The 23,478-nt window shown below is 71.8% G+C and carries 20 protein-coding genes; 11 read left to right on the forward strand and 9 right to left on the reverse strand.

Annotated elements, in window-relative coordinates; genetic code table 11:
• Position 1 precedes the first annotated feature (1 nt).
• From L3Q67_RS25345 to L3Q67_RS25355, 3 genes are all read right to left on the reverse strand, one after another.
• Positions 2-1,552: a PQQ-binding-like beta-propeller repeat protein gene (locus L3Q67_RS25345; RefSeq protein ID WP_499183967.1), complete on the reverse strand. Its 1,551-nt coding sequence runs from the start codon at positions 1,550-1,552 to the stop codon at positions 2-4.
• A 114-nt stretch (positions 1,553-1,666) separates the two neighbouring features.
• Entirely contained in the window at positions 1,667-2,389 is a 723-nt protein-coding gene (locus L3Q67_RS25350; RefSeq protein ID WP_499183968.1) for a S1 family peptidase, read from the reverse strand.
• A 237-nt stretch (positions 2,390-2,626) separates the two neighbouring features.
• The gene (locus L3Q67_RS25355; protein ID WP_499183969.1) at positions 2,627-3,034 is read right to left on the reverse strand and encodes a hypothetical protein; all 408 of its coding nucleotides are present in this window, start codon (positions 3,032-3,034) and stop codon (positions 2,627-2,629) included.
• 122 nt (positions 3,035-3,156) lie between these two features.
• Between L3Q67_RS25355 and L3Q67_RS25360 the strand changes: the two genes are divergently transcribed.
• On the forward strand, positions 3,157-3,765 hold the full coding sequence (locus L3Q67_RS25360; RefSeq protein ID WP_499183970.1) for an LURP-one-related/scramblase family protein: 609 nt from the start codon (positions 3,157-3,159) through the stop codon (positions 3,763-3,765).
• Positions 3,766-3,785: 20 nt separating this feature from the next.
• Here L3Q67_RS25360 and L3Q67_RS25365 read toward each other — a convergent pair whose 3' ends face one another.
• On the reverse strand, positions 3,786-4,520 hold the full coding sequence (locus L3Q67_RS25365; protein WP_499183971.1) for a helix-turn-helix domain-containing protein: 735 nt from the start codon (positions 4,518-4,520) through the stop codon (positions 3,786-3,788).
• Positions 4,521-4,556: 36 nt separating this feature from the next.
• Here L3Q67_RS25365 and L3Q67_RS25370 point away from each other — a divergent pair, with 36 nt between their 5' ends.
• Positions 4,557-4,922 carry a DUF4345 domain-containing protein gene (locus L3Q67_RS25370; RefSeq protein ID WP_499183972.1) on the forward strand — a complete coding sequence of 122 codons (366 nt, stop codon included), beginning with the start codon at positions 4,557-4,559 and terminating at the stop codon, positions 4,920-4,922.
• 27 nt (positions 4,923-4,949) lie between these two features.
• Complete coding sequence (locus tag L3Q67_RS25375) at positions 4,950-5,483, forward strand: GNAT family N-acetyltransferase (protein WP_499183973.1); 534 nt, start codon at positions 4,950-4,952, stop codon at positions 5,481-5,483.
• Between the two features lie 17 nt (positions 5,484-5,500).
• Here L3Q67_RS25375 and L3Q67_RS25380 read toward each other — a convergent pair whose 3' ends face one another.
• The 3 genes from L3Q67_RS25380 to L3Q67_RS25390 form a co-directional block, all read right to left on the reverse strand.
• A complete protein-coding gene (locus L3Q67_RS25380; RefSeq protein WP_499183974.1) occupies positions 5,501-6,283 on the reverse strand; it encodes a hypothetical protein in 783 nt (260 codons plus the stop codon).
• A gap of 13 nt (positions 6,284-6,296) precedes the next feature.
• Positions 6,297-11,033 (reverse strand): RHS repeat-associated core domain-containing protein, encoded by a 4,737-nt coding sequence (locus tag L3Q67_RS25385; protein ID WP_499183975.1) that lies wholly within the window; start codon positions 11,031-11,033, stop codon positions 6,297-6,299.
• A 157-nt stretch (positions 11,034-11,190) separates the two neighbouring features.
• Positions 11,191-11,580, reverse strand: coding sequence for a RidA family protein (locus L3Q67_RS25390; protein ID WP_499183976.1), 390 nt, complete (start codon positions 11,578-11,580; stop codon positions 11,191-11,193).
• Between the two features lie 456 nt (positions 11,581-12,036).
• On the opposite strand from L3Q67_RS25390, the gene L3Q67_RS25395 reads away from it, so the two are divergent.
• The 8 genes from L3Q67_RS25395 (at position 12,037) to L3Q67_RS25430 (ending at position 21,723) form a co-directional block, all read left to right on the forward strand.
• Positions 12,037-14,130 (forward strand): MGH1-like glycoside hydrolase domain-containing protein, encoded by a 2,094-nt coding sequence (locus tag L3Q67_RS25395; protein WP_499183977.1) that lies wholly within the window; start codon positions 12,037-12,039, stop codon positions 14,128-14,130.
• A gap of 87 nt (positions 14,131-14,217) precedes the next feature.
• Positions 14,218-15,441 (forward strand): glucuronyl esterase domain-containing protein, encoded by a 1,224-nt coding sequence (locus L3Q67_RS25400; RefSeq protein WP_499183978.1) that lies wholly within the window; start codon positions 14,218-14,220, stop codon positions 15,439-15,441.
• 113 nt (positions 15,442-15,554) lie between these two features.
• Entirely contained in the window at positions 15,555-16,382 is an 828-nt protein-coding gene (locus L3Q67_RS25405) for an ABC transporter ATP-binding protein (RefSeq protein ID WP_499183979.1), read from the forward strand.
• A 37-nt stretch (positions 16,383-16,419) separates the two neighbouring features.
• Entirely contained in the window at positions 16,420-17,388 is a 969-nt protein-coding gene (locus L3Q67_RS25410) for an ABC transporter substrate-binding protein (RefSeq protein WP_499183980.1), read from the forward strand.
• A gap of 39 nt (positions 17,389-17,427) precedes the next feature.
• A complete protein-coding gene (locus L3Q67_RS25415) occupies positions 17,428-19,518 on the forward strand; it encodes an iron ABC transporter permease (RefSeq protein WP_499183981.1) in 2,091 nt (696 codons plus the stop codon).
• Positions 19,515-20,078 (forward strand): TetR/AcrR family transcriptional regulator, encoded by a 564-nt coding sequence (locus tag L3Q67_RS25420; protein WP_499183982.1) that lies wholly within the window; start codon positions 19,515-19,517, stop codon positions 20,076-20,078. The genes L3Q67_RS25415 and L3Q67_RS25420 overlap by 4 nt, the downstream gene beginning before the upstream one ends.
• A 39-nt stretch (positions 20,079-20,117) precedes the next feature.
• Complete coding sequence (locus L3Q67_RS25425; RefSeq protein WP_499183983.1) at positions 20,118-20,876, forward strand: NAD(P)-binding domain-containing protein; 759 nt, start codon at positions 20,118-20,120, stop codon at positions 20,874-20,876.
• A gap of 40 nt (positions 20,877-20,916) precedes the next feature.
• Positions 20,917-21,723, forward strand: coding sequence for a class I SAM-dependent methyltransferase (locus L3Q67_RS25430; RefSeq protein ID WP_499183984.1), 807 nt, complete (start codon positions 20,917-20,919; stop codon positions 21,721-21,723).
• A gap of 28 nt (positions 21,724-21,751) precedes the next feature.
• On the opposite strand, the gene L3Q67_RS25435 is transcribed toward L3Q67_RS25430, so the two are convergent.
• Positions 21,752-23,218 (reverse strand): amidase, encoded by a 1,467-nt coding sequence (locus L3Q67_RS25435; protein WP_499183985.1) that lies wholly within the window; start codon positions 23,216-23,218, stop codon positions 21,752-21,754.
• A 45-nt stretch (positions 23,219-23,263) separates the two neighbouring features.
• Positions 23,264-23,443, reverse strand: coding sequence for a hypothetical protein (locus L3Q67_RS25440; RefSeq protein WP_499183986.1), 180 nt, complete (start codon positions 23,441-23,443; stop codon positions 23,264-23,266).
• Positions 23,444-23,478 lie beyond the last annotated feature (35 nt).

A 23,478-nucleotide genomic window follows, 5' to 3' on the forward strand; every position in this document is an offset into this window, starting at 1 on the left:
CCTAGGGGAAACCGAGGACCGGCGTGGCACCGGCACGGACGACGACCAGTGCGCCGGGGGCCGGGACGAGCGCGTGGCGCCGGGTCCCGGAAAGCAGGCTCGGGGCGACTTCGGTGAGCGCGGGCCACGCCACCGGAACGCTCAGTGCTGGGCTGCCGTCGAGAGCCTGGCGGTGCAGGTGCGGGCCACTCGATCCCGAGCACAGGCGCCAGTAGGCCGTCACCGTGGTGGCGTGCGCGAGGCGGGAGTCGCAGGCGGCGAGGTCGACGGGGATGCCGTTTCCCACGGTGGCACTGAGGGTTTCGCCGTTCTGCGTGCGTTCCAGCAAGGGTGACGGACCGAGTTCGACCCGCGCCGGGACCTGACTGTCCAAAGTAGACGTCACCGCGCCGGTGGCCGCGTCCAGCAGGACATCGGCGGCGGCTTGGGTGTGCCGCAGGCTCAGCGACAGGGTTTCACCGCCGGGGGAGGAGTGCAGGAAGTAGTCCGTGCGTCGCTCGGACGGGCCGGTCACCGCCAGCCGGAATTCCCAGCGTTGCACGCCGGTGCGCTCGTCGAGCCCGAGCACGGCGATGCGGTCGTCGCAGCGCAGCGGTGCCAGCACCACGTCGCGGCCGCTCGCGGGCAGCGCGAACGGCGAATCGCAGCCGTCCGGGGCCGACCACGTCCAGAGTCCCGCGCCGGTGCGCAGATCCACCGTCTCGATGCGGAAGTCGTCCTCGCCCTGGTGGACGGTCCGCGGCAGGACACTGGCCGTCGGGGCGAGCTGGTCGGCGTCGCCGAGGACCTCGTCGAGCTGGCCGTCGTGCACGGCCACCCCGGTGAACGCGTCCAGCACCACCAGGTGGTGGCTGCCGGTGTCACGCCCGCCGCCCGGCGCGTACGAGGCGAGCAGCAGCGCGCGATCCGGGGTGGCCACCAGCGCGCGCACGTGGGCGCCGGGGCGGGCGTAGGTCCAGCGCACGGCGCCGGTCGGGCCGTCGAGCGCGGTGACGTCGCCGCTCGATCCGGCGACCGCCACACCCGTGCCCGCCGCGACGACCTCGCGCACGCCCGTCGGCGAGGTCCATGACCAGGGATCGCCGGACACGTGGTCCGCCATCGGTGCCGCCGGTGCCGGGGCGGCCGTGGCCGAGCGCACCGGAAGGCCGGGTACGACGGTCACCGCCGTGACGGTTCCGGCGGCCAGGACCACCACCAAGGGCACGGCGGGCCACCGGCGCGACCGGTTCAGGGTGAGGGCGGCGCCGAGCCCGACCACGGCGGCGACCGCGAGCACCCCGGTCGAGCTTCCCGGCGTGCCGCTGCGCAGGTCGCCGACCAGGCAGTACACCGCCCAGGCCGCGGCCGCCGTCGCCAGCCCGAGCGCGGTCCACCGGTTCGCCCGCGACTTGCCGAGCGCCAGCAGCGCCACAGCGGCCAAGGCCATCGCGACCAGCACGCCGCCGGGCTCCGGCCAGTCCGGCCGGATGGCGTCACCGGGCAGGAACAAGGCCACCACCGCGCAGGCGGCGGCGAGCGCCGCGACCACCGCACCCATCATCGGCGTCATCCTCGCACGGGCCCCTCGCCGTCGTGGCCGGAACGACCACGGCAACGACCACAGCACAGCCGGGCAGGAAGGCGCCACCTCGGCGGGGCCGGCCGCCGAGGTGGCCCGTGCCGGTCAGACGCCGGCGACCTGGGAGATCCAGGTGCGGTACCGGGTGATGTTCGTGTACGCGGTGTTGTTCGAGCGGTCGCTCGTCGAGGCGACGCCGACCTGGCGGCCGGAGGCGAACATCGGGCCGCCGGAGTCACCGCCCGCGGTGATGCCGTCGATCCGGTTGGCGCACACCGAGATGCCGCCGTAGTAGTCGCTGCAGTTGACCGAGTTGACCCGGACGTTGGCGTACTTCAGGTAGCGCGACTGGCAGTTGATCTCCGAGCCGCACTGGCTGGTCGCGCCCCAGCCGTAGACCTGCACGGTCTGGCCGGTCGAGACGTCGGCGGTGGTGCCGAGCGGGGAGTAGGTGGCGTTGACCGCGGTGGTCAGCCGGACGATCGCCAGGTCGGCGGAGCCGGGGTAGCGGGTGACCGTGCTGCCGGTGGCCATCGTGCCGCCGGTGGTCTGGTCCAGGCTGCCGATGCGGAAGGTGTAGGTGCCGCTGCCGCTCACGCAGTGCTTCGCGGTGAGGATGTACTGCGGCGCGATGATCGTCGAGGTGCAGGTCTGCCTGCCGTTGAGGAACAGCCGGGCGGCCCACGGGCCGCTGGTGGCGTGCTGGCCGCCGATGATGAACGGCTGCACCCCGGCGGGTTCGTCAGCGGCGACGGCGGTGGGCGCGGTCATCCCGAGCAAAGCCAGCAAAGCGCTGCCGAGCAGGACGGCCAAAGAGCGCAAGCGCATGATTCCGACTCGTTTCTGCGGCCGTGGTGCGACCGCGTGGGGGAGAGGGGGATGCGCTCATTCTGTGACCGGCCGCGGAAGCCGGGAACCGACGAAAGTCGGGTGGTCCAGACCAGAGATACCTAATTTACCGGTGCTATGACTGCGGTGTTATGGGTACCGTTGCGCCATTCGGCGGAGTGGGTACCGGGGAAATGGAAAAAGCCCGCGCGTTCGGCGGGCTTTTTGCACTTGGAGTCAGTCGGGGAGGTGTTCCGGGGTGAGTTCGTGACCCGGCTCGGCCGGGGTGCGGCGCTGCCGCTTGAGCCGCGCTTCCCAGCTGTGGCGCTCGCCCCCGGTGAGTTCACGGGTGCGGGCCACGTACTCGCGGAACACCTCGTAGTAGGTGTCGTCGTAGTCCTCGACCACCTGGAACGTCCATCGTCCCGGAAGGACGTTGCGCCCGAGCAGTTCGCGCTCCAGGTCGGCGGCCAGGTCGTGGTGCCCGGCCTGGCGCAGGGCGTCGATGCCTTCTTCCAGCGCGAAGTCGGCGGTGCCGGTGAGCTGGTGGAAGGTGTAGAGGGCGCCGCGGGCGCGCTCGATCGTCTCGAAGGCGGCGCTGATCTTGCCGACGGCTTCTTCGGTGGCCGGTGACTGGTCGGTCATGATCACCGGGTACCCCGGCGGCCGCCGGTTCAACGCACCGGCTCAGCGGTGGGCCCACCAGGCTGAGCGCGGCCGAAACCACGCCCGTGTTACAGCGCGTGAGGACCGGGACTACCATCCGGGTGACCACCGACACTCCGGGGGAGACCACCTTGAACCATTCCGCGTTGCACATGCACCAGAAGGTCACCTTCGCGGTGAACCGCTACGAGATCTTCGCCGACAACAATGGCGAGCCGGGCCCGCTGATCGCCTTCGTCGAGCAGAAGCGGCTCAAGTTCAAGGAGGAGGTGACGATCTACACCGACTCCACCAAGCGCACCGTGCTGGCCGCGTTCAAGGCCCGCAAGGTGATCGACCTGGGCAGCGGCTACGACGTCACCGGCGCCGACGGCCGGTCGATCGGCTTGTTCCGCAAGGACTTCGGCAAGTCGCTGCTCAACTCCACCTGGCACCTCGACCAGCCCGGCGCGGGCACGGCCACCGGCAGCGAGCGCAGCCAGGGCATCGCCGTGCTGCGGCGGGTGTGGAACTTCCTGCCGATCATCGAGAACATCCCGTTCCCCTTCCGCTACCACTTCGACTTCGTGCGCGACGGCAGGCCGGTGTTCAGCGTCGACAAGAAGACCTGGCTGCGCGACCACTACCGGATCGAGATCGCGGACGCCGAGGTCGACCGCCGCCTGGTCATCGCGCAGGCCGTGGCCGTGGACGCGCTGCAGTCACGCTGACGGACGCCGGTGCCTGCCGATCAAGGCTGGTCCAGCAGGACGAGGCGCGTGGCCGGGGTCAGCAGACGGGTGGCGCTCAGGCCGAACATGGTGCGGAAGCTGTCACTGAAGTGACCGGGTGAGGCGAAACCGGCGTCGACGGCGGCGGTGGTCAGGGTGTGGCCCGCGCTGACCGCCGCGCCGACGTGCAGCATCCGCGCCCACAGGCGGTAGCGGCGAAAGCTCGTGCCCGTGTGCGCGGAGAACAGGTGCTGGAACCGCGAAGCCGACAGATTCACCGCCTTCGCGACCTCCGCCACGCTCAAACGGCCTTCGCGATCGGCGCGCAGGAGCCGGAGTGCGGTGCTGATCCGTGCGTCGGCGGGTTCGCCCCACGGCGAGAACAGGGGCAAACGGCCGCCACGGGCTTCCTCGGCGAGGGCAAGCTCATCCTGGTGTCCGATGTGGACGGAGTCGTGCGCGGTCATCCGGGCACGCAGTCCGTCCAGCCACGCCGTGCTCGGATCGCGGTAGAGGAACAGCATCCGCCCGCCCGCGGACTCGAGGTGGTTCGGCGTGCGCGCGGGGATCAGGGCGCTGCGCACGCCGGGTTCGCCGTTGAGGGTGAACGGCGCGTCGAGGCCCAGCGCGAAGCAGTGCACCGAGCCCGAGTGCTCCCGCAGCCGCAGCGAAGGCCCGAGGTAGGCCGCCCGCCCGAGGCCGACCCACACCGTCGCCTCGGCGCAGCACGTTTCCGGAAGCGCCACGTCGTTCACCGCCCGCATGGTGGCACACGACGAACAGGAGCGTGCATGACGACGATCGTGCCCATCGGGGTGGCCGCCTTCTTCCTCGCGATGGGCGCCTACGCGCTCGCCGCACCGGAGGCGCTGGCGCGCCCGTTCCGCATCACCATCGACACCCCGGAAAGCCGATCCGAGATCAGGGCGGTCTACGGCGGCTTCGGCCTCGCCATCGCCGCGGTGCTCGTGCTCGCCGTGGTCGATGGCGGGGAGTTCCGCCGCGGGGTGGTGGTGACCGTCGCGCTGGCGCTGGCCGGGATGGCCGCCGGACGGGTCGTCTCCCGGCTCGTCGACAAAGCCACCCGGTTCTACCCGATCTGGTTCTACTTCGGCGTCGAGGCGGTGGCCGCCGGGCTGTTGTTCTGGACCGCCTGAGGGTTCACCCGCGCTAGGGTCGGCGGGGTGCTGACCGGGAAGCTGGTGCGCCTGCGGGCGCTGGAGCCGTCCGACGCCGAAGCGCTGTACCGCTGGAACGAGGACCCGGACGTCGGCCGCTGGATGATCAACGAGTACCCGCTGTCGCTCGCGCAGGTGACCGAACACTGCGAGCAACGGCGGCACAACACCTACGGCGACCTCACCCTGTGCGTCGAGACGCTCGCGGAGCGGCGCGCGATCGGGCTGGTGTCACTGACCGGCGCCGAACCCGAGTCCGGGCGGGCCGAACTGGACGTCTACCTGGGCGAAGCGGAGTTCCGCGGTGGTGGGTACGGCACGGACGCCGTCCGGGTGCTCTGCCGGTACGGCTTCGACGCCATGCGGCTGCACGGCATCAGCCTGTGGGTGGTCGCGGGAAACACCGCCGCCTACCACGTCTACCGCAAACTCGGCTTCGTCGAGGAGGGGCGGAAGCGGGAGAGCTTCCGCCGCGACGGCCAGTGGCACGACGAAATCCTGATGAGCGTCCTCGAAGGCGAACTGGTCGACCCCCGCTGACCCTCGCTGAACCCGCGTCAGCGCTCCGAGATCGCCTCGTCGACCGCTTCGCGGGCCCCGGCGTCGCCGACCGACTTGAGGTACTCGGCGAAGGTCGCGCTGACCTGGGTCTTGCCCCGCGCCACGACCGCCGCCAGGTGGGTGGTGGTGCGCACCGAACCGTCCACCCGCGCCAGTTCCATGCCGAGTTCGACCGCGAGCGACTCGTCCACGACGGTCGCCGCCGCGATCAGGTCGGCGAGCTGGGTGCCGAGGTCGAAGGACGGCCTCGGGCCGTCGGTGAGCCGCCGGATCCCGCGGCGGACCACCTCGGGCAGCAGGTCGAGCACCGAGGGCAGGCTCTTCGCGTTCAGCGCGAAGGCCAGCCGCCAGTCGAAGTACTGCTCGTCGGCGATGGCGAGCAGCGCGCGCAGCGCGGCCAGCCGATCGGCTTCCGTGCCCTTCGCCTCGGTGAGGTCCTCGCTGAGGTACATGGTGCCCGCGAGGTGGGCGAAGGTCTCGTCGACCGAGTAGCGGTGGTCGGTCAGCGCGCCGTGCCAGACCACCTGACCCGACTCGGCGGCCGCGGCCGCCACGGCCGCGTACCCGTCACGCTCGGCCCAGGAAGCCAAGGCGCAGCAAGCCAGGAACCGGTCGTACGGATCGGCGGACTCGTCGCCGAGCACCGCGCGCAGCGGCTCGATCCGCGCGGTGTAGCGGGGATCGTCGAACGCTTCGGTGATGACGTCGTCCGGGTCCTCGACCGGCTTCCCGTCGAAGTCGGTGAAGAGCAGCTCACGGATCGGGGAACCCACTGGCATCGTCCCATCGTACTCAGGCATTGGCCGGCCCATCGATGTACTGCTTGGGCACCACGCCCTTGATCAGCCATTCTTCGTCGCGCCGGGTGTTCAGCATGGCCTGCACGTCTTCGAGCAGCTTCTTCGACTTGCCCTTGCTGAGGCCCTGGTCGTCGACGAACTTCTGGACCTCCTGCGGGGTGGCGTTCGGCTTGAGGTCCACGTCGACCTTGCGGCCCGCGGTCTTGTCCAGGTTCTCCTGGATGCTGTCCTGCACCTTCTGCGGGGACAGGACTTCGACGTCCTTCACCTTGCCCGAGGCGATGTCGGCCTGGAGCTTGTCGTGGTCGATCTTGATCTCCTGGCCGCCGTAGACCTTGCCGTCACCACCATCCACGCTGAACGAGGTGTACGGGCTGTTCGCCTTGGCTTCCTTGCGCTTGCCGCCCAGCACGTGCTCGCGCGGCGTGGTGGCGCCGTTGGGGTTGGCGGGCACCAGGTTGCCGTCGGCGTCCAAATGCGACTTGCGGATGCCGCCGGGGTTGGTCTCGGCCGGGAAGTTGTCGTCGCGGCGGACCAGTTTGGGGTTGCTCGACGACGGGTTGGTCGAGCCCGGGCTGTTGTTCCCGACGTTGGCCGGGTCGTTGCCCGCGCCACCTCGCGACGGCACGTTGTTCGTGTTCGTGTTCGGTCCGCAGGTGGTCGAGGTCAGCCCCAGCGGGTCGGCGGCGCTGAGCGGGTTGCCGACGTAGGCCACCGGGTTCGGCGCGGGCCGCAGGCCCAGCGGGTCCTGGCTGGCGTACCGGCCGGTGGCCGGGTCGTAGTAGCGGTAGACGTTGTAGTGCAGCCCGGTTTCGGCGTCCTCGTACTGACCGGGGAAGCGCAGCGGCGTTCCGGCGCCCGGGGCCGGGAGCACCTTGCCCCACAGCGTGGACCGGCGGCGCCAGGCCACCGAGCCGTCACCGCCGACGAGTTCGGTCGGGGTGCCGATCAGGTCGGTGACGATGGCGTGGAAACGCTGGTCCACCTGCTCGCCGGTGGGCCGCAGCCGCCGTTCGGACTGGGTGAGCGGGCGGTCCTCGTGCGGGTGGTGGTCCCAGGTCAGCACGTGGTGCCTGCCGTCGCCGGTGCGGTGGACCTGCTCGACCACGGCCGCGCCGTCCCAGCTGAACAGCACCTCTTCGGCCACCACGGGCCTGCCGTCCGGCCCGGGTGCCAGCCGCTGCTTGGCGATCCGGCGGCCGAGCGGGTCGTAGCGGTAGCACCACCGGGTGCCGTCGGGCGTGAGCACCGCGGTCATCCGGTCGAGCGAGTCCCAGGTGTACCGCCAGACGTCCTCGCCACCGGCGCGGTTCGGGCACCGGCGCGCGACCAGCCGTCCCTGCGCGTCGTACTGGTAGCTGACCGCACCGGCCCGGGTCAGCACGTTGCCGGTGTACTGGCGGGGGCCGCCTTCTGCACCGCCGGTCGACCCGGCGATGTTCCCGGCGGCGTCGTAGCGGTAGCTCTCCCGGCGATCCGGTGCGGTGACCCCGGTGACCTCGGTGACCCGGCCCGCGGCGTCCAGCCGGAACCGGACCTCGCCGGTCGCCGAGTCCTGGACGCCGGTGAGCTTGCCGTCCGGCCGGTAGCCGTAGCGGCGCTGCTGCACGATCCCGCCCGCCTGGGTGGTGATGGCCTGGGAAGCCAGGCGGTGCGCGGCGTCGAAGCTCTGGCCGAACACGACGGTGTTGTCGAGCCTGCGCTCGACCTCCCGGCCCGCGGCGTCGTGCCCGAAGCGCAGCAGGTGCCCCGAGGTGGCCAGGGAAACCGGGTTCCCTGCCTCGTCGTAGGACCAGGTGCTGTCCACTCCGGACGGTGTGCGCCGGCGCATGCCGCGGCCGTCTTCGGTGTAGCTGAAGGAAACCGAGCGGCCGTTGACGGTTTCGGCGAGCACCCGGCCGTCTTCGTCGCGTTCGATGGTGAGGACCGAATCGGGGTTCGCGGCCGCGGCCAGCCGTCCGACGGGATCGTAGGTGTAGGTGGTGTTCCCGGTCGGCGTCCGCCGCTCGATCGCGTTGCCGAGCAGGTCGTAGCGGTACTCGGTGACCTCGCCCAGCGCGTTGACCGAGCGCACGAGCTGCCCGGCGGCGTCGTAGGCGAAGCGCAGCACGCGGCCGTCGAAGTCGACCTCCTGGACCACCCGCCCGGCCGCGTCGTAGGTGTAGTGCCACACCAGCCCGCGCGGATCGGTGACCGAGGTCAGCCGGAACTCGCGGTCGTAGCCGTAGGTCGTGCGCGCGCCGGTCTGGTCCACGCTCGCCGCGAGCAGGCCGAAGGTGCCGTACTCGCGCCGGGTGACCTGGCCGAGCGCGTCCACGTGCTCGACCTCGTTGCCCTCGCTGTCGTAGCGCCATTGCTCACGGGCACCGGCCGCGTCCAGCCGCCACGAGCGCTTGCCCTCGACCGTCCAGCCCAGCTGGGACCGGCCGCCGACCGCGTCGGTGACCAGGGTCGTCCGGCCGAACAGGTCCCGGTCGTGCCGCACCCCGCCCGCCGCTCCCGGCTCCGCCTGCCCGGGGTCGAACGTGGTGGCCACGCCGACGCGTGCGCTCAGCGGGTCCGTGTCACCGGGGTAGGCGCGGCGCCAGATCCGGCCGTCCTGCTCCACGGTGATGGTGAGCACGTCGTCGTCCTGCGAGACCCCCACCAGGGTGCCGTCGGGCCGGATGATCGCCAGCAGCGTGCCGTCGTCGTCGTATTCGTAGCGGGTGGTGCGGCCGAGCGGATCGGTGCGCGCCAGCAGGCGGTCGTACCGGTCCCACTCGAACCTCGTGGCGTTGCCGAGCGGATCGATCTCGCGGAGCGTCTGGTTGGCCTCGTTCAGCTCGAAGACCGTGGTGTGGCCGACGGCGTCGGTGTAGGTGGTGACCAGGCGCTCGCGGTCGTAGGCGAAGGCGCCGTCGAGGAAGCCGTCCGCCCCGACGGTCCGCACGCAGCGGCCGTCGGCGTCGTAGACGTAGCGGTACCAGGTGCCGTTGCGGTCCTGCCAGCCGGTGACCCGGCCGTCGGTGTCGTAGTCGAAGCGCAGCGGGCGGCCCGAGGAGTTGACCACCTCGGTGAGCCGCCGGTCGCCGTCGTAGCCGTAGCCCGCGACCAGCACCCCGCCGTCGCGCTCGGGGTCGAGCATCCGGATCGCGGTGACGCGGCCGTTTTCGGTGTCCACGGCCACCTGACGCCCGTCCGAGTGGACCAGGCGCGCGGGCACCCCGCCGCGGTATTCGAGGTCGACGCGGTTGCCCGCCCGGTCGGTGATCGCGTGCAGCGGCAGGCGGTTCCGGCCGGTCGCGGGGTGCGCGCGGAAGTGCAGCGTGTGCCCGGCGCGCGGGTCGGTGAGCTGGTAGCCGCCGTCCGCGGTGGCGGTCAGCGGCCGCCGCGGCCCTTCGACCGGCAGGACCGGGCCCGCCGCCGAGGGCAGCGGGTACACCAGGATCATGCCGTCCGGCGAGAAGTAGCAGGCGCTGTCCGCGTCCAGCTCCAGCCGCTGGTCCACAGTGGACGCCCAGGACGGGCCGAAGAACCGCCCGGCGCGGTAGGAGGACACGTGCGTGCGCTCGAGGCGCAGCAGGTCCGGTAGGTCCAGGTCGACCTGCTCGAGGATCATCTCGCCGGTGGCGATGTCGATCGGGTCCGACTTGCAGTTGCGGTCGGGACCGGGCACCGCGCTGTCCCGCGGCGGATCCGGCTTGGCCGCGGTCGGGGTGGTGGTCGAATCCGAAGTCGGCGTCGGCTTGGGCGGCGGGGGCGTGGGGGACGGTCCCGCACCGCTCGGCGTGGTGTCCGGGGTGGTGTCCGGCCCCTTGGGCGTCGGTGGCGGCGGGGTCGGCGTGGGCGTCGGCGTGGGGGAGGCCGAGCCGGGCGTGGTGTTCTGGTCGGGGCCCTTGGGGCCCGGCGGCGGGGGGCCGGGGGTGCCGCTCGGCGAGGTGTCGCCGCCGCCCCTCGGGGTGTCCTTGACCGGCGGCGGCGCGTCCACCTTCGACGTCTGGATGTTCTTCAGCGCCTTGGCGGCGTCGTCGAAGGAGTCGCCGAGCTTCTTCAGCAGCGGCGAGAGCTTGCTCATCGCCTGCACCAGCTTCTTGGTGATGCTGGCGATCTTGGTGGCCGTCTTCGCGACCGCGGCCACCACCTGCGGCACCACCCAGGCCAGCCCGATGCCCAGGGTGAACAGCACCTGCAAAGCCCAGCTGATCATGTGCCCGACGAGCTCGGCGATGATGTCGCGGACCAGCGTGCGCACGGCGTCGACCACGGTGCCCGCGGTGCCGATCCCGTCCGAGGCGCCGGTGGCCGCGCTCTGCGCCGTCGTCAGCAGGGTGGCGGTGTCGGCGCCGCGGGCGCGGTAGGCGTCGCCACCGGGACCGGTCCAGCTCGCGGTGTCCTCGGCGACCATCTTGGCCAGATCGGCGCTGATCGCGGTGAGCTCACCGGCGACGTTCTTCCAGGTTTCGGAGTGCGCCTTGATCTCGTCGGGATTGCCTGCCAGCGCGTCGAGCGCGTCGCTCAGCGGGCCGACGTGCTCCATCAGCCAGCCGACCCCGGCCGCGAGGATCGCGCCGAAGGGGTCCATCGCGGCCGCGGCGGCGTCCATCGCGGTGCCCACCGCGCCGAGGACCCCACCGGCCCAGTCCCCGCTGGAGATCGCCTTGCTGGTCTCGTTCACCGACTCCAGCAGGGGGATCCCGGTGTAGGCCTTGGTGTCGTCCTTGGCCTCGGCCACCAACGGATTGCTCAAGACTGCCCAACTCCCGCGCGCTCGCCTGCTGTGATCGCCGGACGGGCCGGCGGCCACGGCAGTCAACACAGCGGCGGCGGGGCAAGTCACCCGTTCGGCCGATTATTGCGCGATCCCCCACCGAAGGTTGCCCGTTCGGTCGCGGGCGGGCTCCGGCTCACCCGGCGACGGCGTCCACTTCGAACAGCATCCCCGGCAGCGCCAGTTTCGCCACGCCCAGCAGGGTCTGCGTGGGCGGCCGGTCGCCCCAGATTTCGGCGATCTGCGCGCCGAGCACGCCGAGCTTCTCCTCGTCGTGGTCGACGATGTAGGTACCGATGCGGAAGACCGCGCCGAAGTCGAGCCCGGCGGCTTCGAGGGCGATCCGCAGGTTGGCGAAGGACTGGCGCACCTGGGCGGCGAAGTCGCCCTCGATGAGGTGGCCCTCGGTGTCGGCGGCCCATTGCCCGGCGACGAAGACGAGGCCGCCGGAGGTGCGGGCGAGGTGGCTGTAGCCGTAGGGAACGGGGTCGGCGAGGCCGTCGGGATTGACGATCGTGTGAGACATGAACGCGATCCTGTCAACTCGACCGCACTGGAGGTCAAGGGCCGACTTCCGCGCGTCGGCTCGCGCAACCTGAGTTCCACACTCGAGCAGCCGAAACCCACGTTCAGGCGCCCGAGTTCCACGCTGGGGAGGAAGCCGAGTCCCACGTTCAGGCGCCCGAGTCGACACTCGGGCAGGCGAGTCCCACATTCGGCGACTGATTCCCACGTTCGCAACGCGGGTGTGTTCGGGTGGGCGAAAGCCGAATCGCCCACGCCAATGTGGGGTTCGGCTACCCGAACGCGGGGTTGGGCTGCCTGAACGTGGAACTCAGGCGCCTGAACGTGGGGTTCGGGTGCCTGAACGTGGAACTCGGGTGCGGGGCCCGTTTACAAGGACGAATCGAACAGCTATAAACAAAAACACACAACATACCGCAGGGTCGCGGGTGCGGTTCTGGCGTGGATGGGAGCCCTCATGTCGCTCGGCCGCCCGTTGGTCCTGCTCGCCGTGGTGTCCCTGCTCGCGGGGACGGCGACACCGGCGACACCGGCGACAGCGCGGGCCGTGCCGGTGTATCCCGAGGTCGGCGCCGGTACGCACCTGCTGGACCAGCGCGCGAAGCTGGCCGGGTTCGTCGAGCCGGAGTGGTATGAGGCGAACATCCCGTTCGTCGACCTGCCGGACAAGACGATCGAGGACACCTACTACTACCGCTGGCGCACCTACAAGGAAGCGCTCAAGTACACCGGTGCCGGCGACGGCTGGATCGTGTCGGAGTTCCTCGGGCCGGTCGGCTACTCCGCGCCGCACGGCGGGATCGTCGCCGCGGCCGGGCACCACGTGTACGAGGGCCGCTGGCTGCGCGACCACCGCTACCTCGACGACTACCTGGACTACTGGCTGCGGGGCAGCGGCGCCGGTCCCAAGCCCGCCACCGACCACCTCAACGAGAACACCACCGACTGGGCGCACCAGTACTCGTTCTGGGCGGCCGACGCGATGCTGGCGCGGGCCTCGGTGGACGGCCGGTTCGACTTCGCCGTGGACCGGCTGCCGGAACTGGAGAAGCAGTGGCGAACGTGGTCACCGCAGTTCGACCGGGAGCTCGGGCTCTACTGGCAGGTCCCGGTGTGGGACGCGATGGAGTACACCGCCAGTTCGTACCAGAGCGACGATCCCTACCACGGCGGTGAGGGTTTCCGGCCGACGCTGAACGCCTACCAGTACGGCGACGCCAAGGCCATCGCGAGCCTGCTCGAACTGCGCGGCGATCCGCAGCGGGCGCGGCAGTACGAAAGCGACGCCGAAGCGCTGCGCTCGGCGATGGAACAGCGGCTCTGGGATCCGGACGCGCAGTTCTACAAGCATGTGATGCGGGACGGCAACCCCGGCCGGGAGCAACTCGACGACCGCGAGCAGATCGGGTACATCCCCTGGTACTTCCACATGGCGCCGGAGGCGAATTCGGCGGCGTGGGCGCAGCTGCGCGATCCGGCGGGCTTCGCGGCGCCGTTCGGGCCGACCACGGTGGAACGCCGCAGCCCGTGGTTCATGCACCAAGCCGAGGCGGGCTGCTGCCGTTGGTCCGGGCCGAGCTGGCCGTTCGCCACCAGCCAGACGCTCACCGCGCTGGCCAACCTGCTCGCCGACTACCCATCGCAGTCCTTTGTGGACAAGAACGACTACGCCGCACTGCTGAAGGGTTACGCGGCCACCCAGCGCAAGAACGGCGTGCCGTACGTGGCCGAAGCCCACCACCCGGACCAGGACCGCTGGCTCTACGACAGCGCCGGGCACAGCGAGGACTACAACCACTCGACGTTCAACGACCTGGTGCTGTCCGGGCTGCTGGGCATCCGGCCGCAGCAGGGCGACCAGGTCAGGCTGGCGCCGCTGGTGCCGGACGGCTGGGACCACTTCGCCGTGGAAAACGTGCCGTACCACGGGCGGAACCTTTCGGTTGCCTGGGACCGGGACGGGAGCCGGTACGGGCAGGGCGCGGGCTTGACCGTGTGGGTCGACGGCCGGCCGGTGCACCACCAGGCGGACCTGCGCCCGGTGGAGATCGGGGTCGGGGCCGGGGCGCCCCGGCCGCTGGCCACGGGGGTCGACGACCTGGCGAACGTGGCGGGAACCGGGTTCCCGGCGGCCACGGCGTCGTACACCTGGCCCGCCGACACGCCCGCCGACGCCATCGACGGCCAGGATTTCCACCTCGACGTGCCGGCCACGCGCTGGACCTCCTACGGCAGCCCGAACCGGGAGGACTGGCTGGCGGTCGACCTCGGCACCGCGAAGCCGGTTTCGGACCTGCGCCTGTCCTTCTACGACGACGGCGGTGGCGTGCGCACCCCGGACCACTTCGCCGTGGAGTACCGGACGGCGGCGGGGGAGTGGGCGGCGCTGCCGGGCCGGACGCGGGTGCCGCCGACGCCGGAACGCGGTCGCCTGAACCGGATCCTGGTCGAGCCACCAGTGACCACGAGCGCCCTCCGCGTGCGCCCGGTCCGCGCGGACGGCGGGGCGGTCGGCATCACCGCGTTCCAATCGTGGCGCTCGCACGGTTGACACCCTCCTTGGACGGCTTTACCGTTAAGTTTCGGATGCATGTCCGAAACTTTCGAACCGCCACCACCTATCCGAAAGGAGGGCCCGGTGAAGCACGGTTCGGGCCGTTTCCAGATCCGTTCGATGGTTGTCCTGCTCGCGGTGGCGGCACTGCTGGTTCCCGGCACGGCGAGCGCCGCGCCACCGGTGGAGGACGAGGGCGCCGACTGCGCGGTGACCCTGCCCGGCTCCATCCCCGCCAACGCCAAACTCCCCGATCCCTTCAAGCGTCTCAACGGTTCCCGCGTTTCCACCAAGGCCGACTGGCGGTGCCACCGCGCGGAAACCAAGAAGCTCGCCGAGAAGTACGTCTACGGCGAGAAACCCAAGAAGCCCGCGAGCGTCACCGGGAGCGTCACGAACACCGGCATCACGGTGAACGTCTCCGACAACGGCAAGAGCGCGAGTTTCTCGGCGAAGGTCGAACTGCCGAGCGGCACCGGCCCCTTCCCGGCCGTGGTGGTGCTGGGCGGGTTCGGCGCGGACACGGCCGCCATCAAGGCCGCCGGCGCCGCGGTGATCAACTACGACCCGCTGGCGGTGGGCAAGGAGGGCACGCCGCGGAACAACAAGCAGGGCGCGTTCTACAGCGTCTACGGCTCGTCGAGCAGCACCGGCCTGCTGCTGGCCTGGGCGTGGGGCGTCAGCCGGATCATCGACGTGCTCGAGCAGGCCGGTGGCGGCGTGCTCAAGGCCGACGCGACCGGGGTGACCGGGTGCTCGCGCTACGGCAAGGGCGCGTTCGTCACCGGAGCCTTCGACCAGCGGATCGCGCTGACCATGCCGGTCGAGTCCGGGAGCGCCGGTGGGCCGATCTTCCGCGGCCTGCCCGGCGAAAGCGGGGCTCAGCCGCTGAGCAGCGCGTACGGGGAACAGCCGTGGCTGGGTGACGCCTTCGGTTCCTACACCGGCAATCCCGCCGGGCTGCCGGTGGACACGCACCAGCTGGCCGGGCTGGTCGCCCCGCGCGGGCTGCTGATCATGGAGAACCCGCACATCGACTGGCTCGCCGCGAAATCCGGCAGCGTCGGCGCGCTGGGTGGCGCGGAGGTCTACAAAGCACTCGGGGCCGGGGCGAACATCACCTACTGGTCCGACGTCCAGGACGGCAACCACTGCGCGGCCAGGACCGAGTGGAAAACCCCGATCCAGCAGCACATCCAGGCGTTCCTGCACAAGAACGGGAGCGTGAGCGGAACGATGCGGATCTCCGGCAAGAAGGCCGGGAACCTCGGCGAGTGGCGGGACTGGCAGACGCCTGCCCTGTCGTGAACCACGGGATCGGCCGCCCCCGCCGGGGCGGCCGATCCTCCACAGAGGACAGCTACTGTGCCGGAGCACACTGGCTCTTGCTTCTTAGGTAAGGCTGTCTTTAGTGTGTGCTCGTGTCCCCGACCCCGCCCGCCGTTTCCGGCGTGTCCGCCCGTGAGATCGACGTCGCCTACGGGCGTGACGTCGTGGTGCACGCCGCTTCCGTCACCGTCGGCGCCGGGATGGTCACGGTCCTGATCGGCCCCAACGGCAGCGGGAAGTCCACCCTGCTGCGCGCGCTGGCCCGGTTGCACGACCCGGCAGGCGGCGGGATCACCTTCGACGACGGCGCCGACCTGCGTGCCCTGTCCAGCCGCGACCTCGCGCGGCGGATCACCCTGCTTTCCCAGCACCGGAACACGCCCGGCGGGCTGTCGGTGCGCGAACTGGTCGAATTCGGCCGCCACCCGCACCGCGGCCGCTGGGGCGGCCGCGATCCCGAGGGGCCCGAGGCGGCGGCGCGCGCGATGCGCCTGACCGGCCTCACCGCGATCGCCGACCGGCCGGTGCAGGCGCTCTCCGGCGGGCAGGGGCAGCGCGTCTGGCTGGCCAGCTGCCTCGCCCAGGACACCGGGTTGCTGCTCCTCGACGAGCCGACCACCTTCCTCGACCTGCGCTACCAGGTGGAAATCCTGGACATGATCCGCGAACTCGCCGACGAGCACGGCGTCGGTGTCGGGGTGGTGCTGCACGACCTCGACCAGGCCGCCGCCATCGCCGACCGGCTGCTGCTCATCGAAGCCGGCCGGGTCACCGCCGAGGGCAGCCCCGGCGAAGTGCTCACCGAAGCGAACCTCACCCGGGCCTACGGCATCCGGGTGGAGGTCGAAACCGGCCCGGACGGGCGGATCCGCACCCGGGCCGTCGGCCGGTTCAACGGCGTGCCCGCCGTCCGGGCCTGACCGGTACCCCCCAACCGGTAGATCGAGTAGGAGACACATGCGCAAGTTGATCGGGCTGGCCGCGGCCGCCGTGTTCCTGGCCGCCGGGTGCGGCACCACCGAGGATCCGCAGGCCCAGCCGGGAACCACGGCGGCGGGCGCGCCGATCACCGTGGTCGATTCCCGCGGCAAGGAAATCAGGCTCGACGGGCCCGCCAAGCGGGTCGCGGCCACCGAGTGGAACGGGGTCGAGCACCTGGTCTCCCTCGGGGTCATGCCGGTCGCGGTGTCCGACATCCAGGGCTACGGCCAGTGGGTGAGCGCGGCACCGCTCGACGGCACCCCGAAGGACATCGGCACGCGGGGTGAGCCCAGCATCGACACGCTCAACTCGCTGGACCTCGACCTCGTCGTGGTGACCGACAGCCTGGCCGAGGGCGCGCTGGAGCAGATCGAGGCCAAGGTGCCGGTGATGGTGCTCGCCGGCGGGGACGCCAAGGACCCGATCGGCTCGATGTTCGCCGCCGTGGACCTGATCGCCGAGGCGACCGGGACCGAGGCCAAGGCCGCGCGGTTGCGCACCGAGTTCGACGCCAAGCTCGACGAGGGCAAGAAGGCCGTCGAACAGGCCGGTGCGGCCGGGCAGCCGGTCGCCTTCTCCGACGCCTACGTCAGCTCCGGCACGGTCGGCATCCGGCCCTTCGCCCAGGGCGCGCTGGTGCCCGCGGTGTTCGAGCGCATCGGCCTGACCAACCCGTGGCCGATGGCGGGCGACCCGGTCTACGGGCTCGCGCAGGCCGACGTCGAAGGCCTGACCCAGTTGCCGGACGTGCGGTTCTGGTACATGGCGAACGACGCCTTCGGTGACCCGTACACGAAGGAACTCGCGGACAACTCGATCTGGAAGAACCTGCCGTTCGTGGCCGGTGGCAAGGTGAAGCGGCTGCCGGATTCGCTGTGGATGTTCGGCGGGCCGAAGTCCATGGAGCAGTACGTCGACGCCGCGGTCGCCGCGCTCAAGCCGTAGCGCCGATCCCCAGTGGACAGAGTGGACAGAGCGAGCACAGTGGACACACTCGAGCGGCCGGTGGCGGTGCCGGTGCGGCGGCGGGGCGGGCGGCTCACCCTGCTGGCCGGTTCCCTCGCCGCGCTCATCGTGCTCGGCTCCGCGGTGCACCTGACCCAGGGCACCGCGAGCCTGGGCCCGTGGGACGTGCTGCGGATCCTCTTCGGCGCCGAAACCGGGGACGCCACCGCGGTGCTGCTCGAATCGCGGCTACCCCGCCTGGCCGCGGCGCTGGTCGTCGGCGTCGCGCTCGGCGTGGCCGGTGCGACGCTGCAATCGGTGGCGCGCAACGTGATGGCGTCACCGGACACGCTCGCCGTGGATTCCGGTGCCCACCTGGCCATCGTCGCGGTCGCCGCGCTGGGGTTCTCGCTGCCGCTGCTGGGCGCGGCGGGCATCGCCTTCGCCGGTGGGCTGGCCGCGGCGATGCTCGTGCTCGGCCTGGCCGGGACCGGCGGGCAGGGGATCGTGCGGCTGGTGCTGGCCGGGACGGCCATCGCGCTCGCGATGATCGCGGCGACCCGGGTGCTCCTGCTGTTGTTCTCGCACGAGACCCGGGGCCTGTTCGCCTGGGGTGCGGGATCGCTGGGGCAGAACGGGCTCGACGGCGTCCGGACGCTCGGGCCGGTGGTCGGCGGCGCGCTGCTCCTGCTGCTCGTCCTGTCGCGCCGGCTGGACCTGCTGTACCTGGGCGACGACCACGCGCGCACCCTGGGTGTCCACGTGGGACGGATCCGCTTCTCCGCGGTCGCACTGGCCGTGTTGCTGTCGGCGGCCGCGGTGACCCTCGCGGGCCCGATCGGTTTCGTCGGCCTCGCCGCACCCGCGCTGGTTCGCCTGCTGGCCAACGTGGTGCCCGGACTGCACCGGCACGCGGCACTGCTGCCGGTGTCCGCGGCCATGGGCGTGGCCCTGCTGCTCGGCGCGGATGTGCTGCTGCGGGCGGTGATCGGCTCGCAGGGCGCGCTCGAAGTGCCGACGGGCGTGGTGACCACGGTGCTCGGCGCGCTCGTCCTGATGGTGCTGGCCCGCAACATCCGCGTCGCGCCGACGGCGGCCGAACCACCGTCCGCCCACGCCAGGGCCGGGGTGAGCGGCTCGCGCTACCGCGTGATCGTCGGGGTGCTGGTCGTGGTGGCGATCGGCGCGCTGGCCGGCGCGGTCCTGCTGGGCGACACCAAACTGCTGCTCGGTGACCTGGTCAACTGGCTGGCCGGGCAGGCGGGACCGCTGGTCAGCGGGGTGATGGAGAACCGCGCGCCCCGGGTGGCCGCGGCGTTCCTCGCGGGTGCCGCACTGGCGCTGGCGGGTTCGGTGATCCAGGCGGTGGCCAGGAACCCGCTGGCGGAGCCGGGGATCATCGGGGTCTCCGGTGGCGCCGGGCTCGGCGCGGTCGCGGTGATCACGCTGGTGCCCGGGGTCGGGTTCTGGACCCAGGCCGGGTTCGCGGGCCTCGGCGCGGCGCTGGCCACGGTCGTGGTGTTCGCGATGGCGGCCAAGGGCGGGCTCGCCAGCGAACGGCTGGTGCTGATCGGCTACGGGATGCAGGTGGGCACCCAGGCGCTGGTGACCCTGCTGATCACCATCTCGGACCCGTGGAACGAGGCGAAGGCGCTGACCTGGCTCGGCGGGTCGACCTACGGCCGGTCGTTCGCGCACCTGCTGCCGATGGCGCTGGCGATCCTGCTGGTCGTGCCGCTGCTCATCCGCGCACGCGGGGAACTGGACCTGTTGTCGCTGGACGACGAAACCCCGCGCGTACTGGGCGTCGCGGTGCCGCGGTCCCGGCTGGTCCTGCTCGTCGGCGCGGTCCTGCTGACCGGGAGCGCGGTGGCGGGCATCGGGGTGATCGCGTTCGTGGGCCTGGTCGCGCCGCACGCCGCCCGCGCCATCGTGGGACGCCGCCACGCGCGGGTGCTGCCGGTCGCCGCCCTGCTCGGCGCGATCCTCGTGTGCGCGGCGGACACGATCGGCCGCACGATGATCGCGCCTTCCCAGCTCCCGGCCGGGCTGATGACCGCGCTCATCGGCGTGCCGTACTTCGTCTGGCTGCTCCACCGCTCCCGCGCCGGCGCTACCCTGCGCCCATGACAGCGACCCGGATGGCCAAGGCCGACCGGCGGCGGTTCCTGCTGGAGCGCGCCTTCGAACTCAGCGGGGAGCAGGGCACCGCCGCGCTGACCCTGGTCAGCCTCGCCGAGCGGGCCGGCGTGTCCCGGCCGGTGGTCTACGAGCACTTCGGCACCCGCGAAGGCCTGCTGATGGCGATGTACGCGGACTTCGACCAGCGGCTCGCCGAGCGGATGCGCGCCGCGCTGGCCGCGGCGGGTGGCTCGCTGGCCGACATCGCGCGCGTGCTGAGCACCACCTACATCGAGACCGTGGTCGCGGAGGGCGCCGGCTGTGCCGAAGTGAGCGCGGCGCTGGCCGCCACCGAGGAGACGAGGGCCTTCCGCGACGACTCACAGGCGGTGTACCTCAAGGAGTTCGAGGCGGCGTTCCGGCCGTACGCGAAACCGGGCCGCGCCACGCTCATCGCCGTCCACAGCGCCGTCGACGGACTCGCCACGGCGGCACTGGCCGGGCGGATTTCCCGCGCACAGGCCGTTTCCGCCGCGATCGCGGTGATCGTGGGCGTGCTCGGACGCTGAACCTACACTTTGTAACTTACATCATGTAGGTTCAGTGGCATGGACATCGTGATCGGGACCAGCAGCCGCGCGGACGCGCTGCGGGCGGCACTGGCGAACACCCACGGGGAGCACGACCTCGTGCTGGTGTGCGCCGACGACTACGCCGCCGCGGAGGCGGCGCTCGCCGGGCAACCCGCCGGGCGGGACGTGGTCAACCTGACGTCGGGCACCCGGGAGCAGGCGGCCCGCCTCGCCACGCGGGGCCGCTACCTCGACGGCGCGTTGATGGCGCACCCCGAGCACGTGGGCGATCCGGCCACCGTGACCGTCTACAGTGGATCCGCCGAGGTCTTCGACCGGCACCGCGAGCGGCTCGCCGCCTTCGGCCAGGCCGTCTACCTCGGGCCGGATCCCGGGACCGCCGCGCTCTACGACCTCGCGCTGCTCAACCTCGCGTGGGCCACGCTCACCGGCTTCGTCCAGACCGCCGCACTGCTCGGCAGCGCGGGTGTGCGGGCGGCCGAGGTGTCGCCGCTGATCACGGGCTGGCTGACCGGCACGGTGAACCAGGTGATCACCGGATACGCCGGGCAGATCGACGAAGGCCGCTACCCCGGCGACGGCGAATGGCTGGAACTCGACGCCCCGCTGATGGACCACCTCCGTGACACGACCCGCGAACTGGGCCTCGACGACACCCTCGTCACCACCGTGCGGTCCCTGACCCGCCGGGCGATCGACGCGGGCCACGGGCAGCACAGCTTCGCCAGCCTGGTCGAGGTCATCCGGCCTCCGGGAACATCGGAAGCGGTGTAGCCGGAACAAACCGGGCACTCTGACGTAGCCTCGGGGGGCGATGAGCTGGGAATGGGATCCGACGCTGTACGCCGGGAGCGCCGAGTACTACGCACGGGGCCGCATCGACTACCCGGCGGCGCTGGCCGCCGAATTCGACCTGGACGGCTCCGAGCGCCTGCTGGACGTCGGCTGCGGGCCGGGTTCGCTGACCCTGTTGCTGGCGGGTGCGGTCGAGGAAGCGGTCGGGATCGACGCCGATCCGGACATGATCGCGGAAGCCGAGCGCCGGGCGGCCGGGCTGCGCAACACGCGCTGGGTGTGCCTGCGCGCCGAGGAACTGCCCGCGGGGCTGGGGGAGTTCCGGCTGGTGACCTTCGCGCAGTCGTTCCACTGGACCGATCGGGCCCGGGTGGCCGCCATCGTGCGCGGGATGCTGACCGCCGACGGGGCCTGCGCCCACCTGCACGCCACCACGCACAAGGGCGTGGCGACCGTCATCCCGCTGGAGCACCCGGCCCCGCCCCACGCGGAGATCACCGAGCTGGTGCGGGAGTACCTCGGACCGGTCCGGCGGGCCGGGCGGAGCCGGCTCCCGCACGGCACGCCGGGAGGGGAGTCGGAGATCTACCGGGCCGCCGGGTTCACCCTGGTCCGGCGCATCGAAATGGCGGGAAGGGTGGTCACGCGGGACATCGACGACGTCGTCGCCTCGGTGTACTCGCTGTCGAGTTCGACCCCTTACCTCTTCGGGGAACGCCAGCCGGAGTTCGAAGTGGACCTCCGGGAGTTGTTGTGGCGCACCACCTCCAGTGGGCTGTTCAGCGAACGGGCAGCGAACCTCGCGGTCGACATCTGGCGTCCCTGAGCGGTCACGAACCCGGCACGGAGCCGATTCACCTGGCCAGCCGAGGCCGCCGATCCGCCCACGGCCGGGCCTGTTCGAGTTGGGCGGCCAGGCGCAGCAGCGCGCCGTCGGCCCCGAGCCGCCCGACGAACTGGGCGCCGATCGGCAGGCCACCGGCGGTCCAGTGCAGCGGCACGCTCATCGCCGGGCGGCCGGTCAGGTTGGCCAGTTGCGTGTACGGCACCCAGCTCAGGTTCTCGTGGATCAACTGGTCGACCAGCGGGGTGTGCCGCAGCAATCCGGCGGCCTTCACGGTGAGCAGCGCGCGCTGTGCCACGCGCACCGGCGCCGGGGTGTCGAACGCCCCGATCTTCGGCGGCGGGGTGGCCGTGGCCGGGGTGAGCAGGAAGTCGTACGACTCGTGGAACTCGGCGAGCCGCCGGGTGTGCTCGTGGCGCCGCTCGATGGCGCGCAGCAGCTCGACCGGGTCGGTGGCCCGGCCCAGCGCGGCCATCGTGCGGGTGTCCAGTTCGAAAGCCGAGTCGCTCGCCCCGCTCGCGGCCTTGCAGTCGGCCATCGAATGCGCGCAGCTGACGAACCAGCTGGTCAGGAAGTCCTTGGCCAGCGTGGCGTCGTCGAAGGGCTGCGACGGCAGTTCGACCACGTCGTGCCCGAGTTCGTCGAGCAGGTCACCGGCGGCGCGGGCGGCGGCGACGGCCTCCGGGTGCGGGTTGGGGTTGATGGCGCTCGCGGTGCACATCCCGATGCGCAACCGGCCGGGTTCGAGCCCGACCTCGTCCGCGAACGGCGTCGCGGGCCCCGCGGCGAGGTAGGGCGACATCGTCGTGGGACCGGCCAGCACGTCGAGCATGGCCGCGGTGTCCCGGACCGAACGGGAGATCACCCCGTCCGTGGCGGTGCCGCCGAGTCCCTCGGCGCGGGCCGGACCGGCGGGGATGAGCCCCCGCGACGGCTTCAGCCCGAACAGCCCGCAGGCCGACGCCGGGATCCGGATCGAGCCGCCCCCGTCGCTCGCGCCCGCGCACGGCACCACCCCCGCCGCGACGGCCGCGGCCGCGCCACCGGAGGAACCACCCGGCGTGTGCTCGGTGTTCCACGGGTTGCGCGCCGGCCCGAACAGTTCCGGTTCGGTGATGCCCTTGGCGCCGAACTCCGGGGTGTTGGTCTTGCCGAAGACGACCAGCCCGGCGTCGAGCCAGCGCCGGACCACGGTGGCGGTCTGCTCGGCGGGCACCGACGCCATCGACCGCGACCCGCCGCTCGTCGGCAGCCCGGCCAGGTCCTGGTGCAGGTCCTTGAGCAGGAACGGCACCCCGGCGAGGGGCCCGTCCGAGGCGGCGGCGGGCGGATCGACCGCGCGCACCACGGCGTTGAGCCGGGGATTCACCTGTTCGAGGCGGGCACGGGCCGCTTCGAGCAGTTCCGCCGGGGTGGCCTGGCCGTCGCGGACCAGGGCGGCCAAGCCGACCGCGTCGTAGCTCGGGTAGTCGTCCATGGGGTGATCTTGCCGGACGGAACCCGGTTCGACCGCCCGTGGCCGTCAGGCGCCGGGGTCCATGCCGCCCGCGCCGCCGCGGCCGGTGGGCTGGTTCTCCTCCGGCCCGGTCTCGGGGCGGCCGTGCTGCTCGTCGGCCACGGTCGGCCGGGTGTGCTCCTCGCCGAAATCCTGGTCCTGTTCCATGCTCTCGGCGGTGACGGGGTCGATCTCCGGTGTGTTCATGCGGCGGGGTTTCCCGAAAACCGGGTCGTCACACG

The sequence above is a fragment of the Saccharothrix sp. AJ9571 genome, assembly GCF_021725495.1.
Taxonomy (GTDB): Bacteria; Actinomycetota; Actinomycetes; order Mycobacteriales; family Pseudonocardiaceae; genus Amycolatopsis; species Amycolatopsis magusensis.